The 1,112-nt window shown below is 58.3% G+C and carries 1 protein-coding gene; it reads left to right on the forward strand.

Translation table 11 applies throughout. From position 1 onward, the window contains the following. Position 1: 1 nt before the first annotated feature. Positions 2–1,112, forward strand: a 1,111-nt coding sequence (locus tag CLV80_RS18250; RefSeq protein WP_106359367.1) for an S-(hydroxymethyl)glutathione dehydrogenase/class III alcohol dehydrogenase, incomplete at its 3' end; no start/stop codon positions are given.

The raw sequence follows: 1,112 nt of genomic DNA on the forward strand, positions 1-1,112 counted from the left end.
AATGCGTACACGTGCCGCGGTCGCTGTTGCAGCTGGCAAGCCACTTGAAGTGATGGAAGTGAACCTCGAAGGGCCGCGTGCCGGTGAGGTTTTGATCGAGGTGAAGGCGACTGGCCTGTGTCACACCGACGAATTTACCCGCTCAGGCGACGATCCCGAAGGTATCTTTCCAGCGATCTTGGGTCACGAAGGTGCTGGCGTTGTGATCGAGGTCGGCGAGGGCGTCACAACACTTGAGGTCGGCGATCACGTGATCCCGCTTTACACTCCGGAATGTCGCGAATGCGAATATTGTCTGAACCCAAAAACGAACCTATGCCAAAAGATCCGCAGCACCCAAGGTGCGGGTCTGTTGCCTGATGGATCGACCCGGTTTTCGATGCTCGATGGCACGCCGATCCACCACTACATGGGCTGTTCGACCTTCGCGAACCACACGGTTGTGCCGGAAATCGCGTTGGCGAAGGTCCGCAAAGACGCCCCGTTTGATAAGATTTGCTACATCGGTTGCGGCGTCACCACCGGCATCGGCGCAGTGATCAATACCGCCAAGGTCGAGATCGGCAGCCGCGCGATTGTGTTCGGTCTGGGCGGTATTGGCTTGAACGTGCTGCAAGGCCTGCGCCTTGCTGGGGCGGATCAGATTGTTGGCGTCGACATGAACGACGGCAAGGCAGAAATGGGTCGCCACTTTGGCATGACTGATTTCGTGAACCCATCAAAAGTCGAAGGCGATCTGGTCGCGCATCTGGTCGAACTGACCGGCGGCGGCGCGGATTACACGTTTGATGCAACGGGCAACGTGGGTGTGATGCGCACGGCGCTTGAGGCTGCGCACAAAGGTTGGGGCGAAAGCATCATCATTGGCGTGGCACCTGCCGGGGCCGAGATTTCAACCCGCCCATTCCAACTGGTCACAGGCCGCAGCTGGCGCGGCACCGCGTTCGGCGGCGCACGCGGCCGGACCGACGTGCCAAAGATCGTCGACTGGTACATGAACGGCAAAATCGAAATCGACCCAATGATCACCCACAAGCTCAAGCTCGAAGACATCAACAAAGGCTTCGACCTGATGCACGAAGGAAAATCAATTCGCGCTGTCGTGGAATACT

It is taken from the genome of Yoonia maritima, assembly GCF_003003285.1.
Taxonomy (GTDB): domain Bacteria; phylum Pseudomonadota; class Alphaproteobacteria; order Rhodobacterales; family Rhodobacteraceae; genus Yoonia; species Yoonia maritima.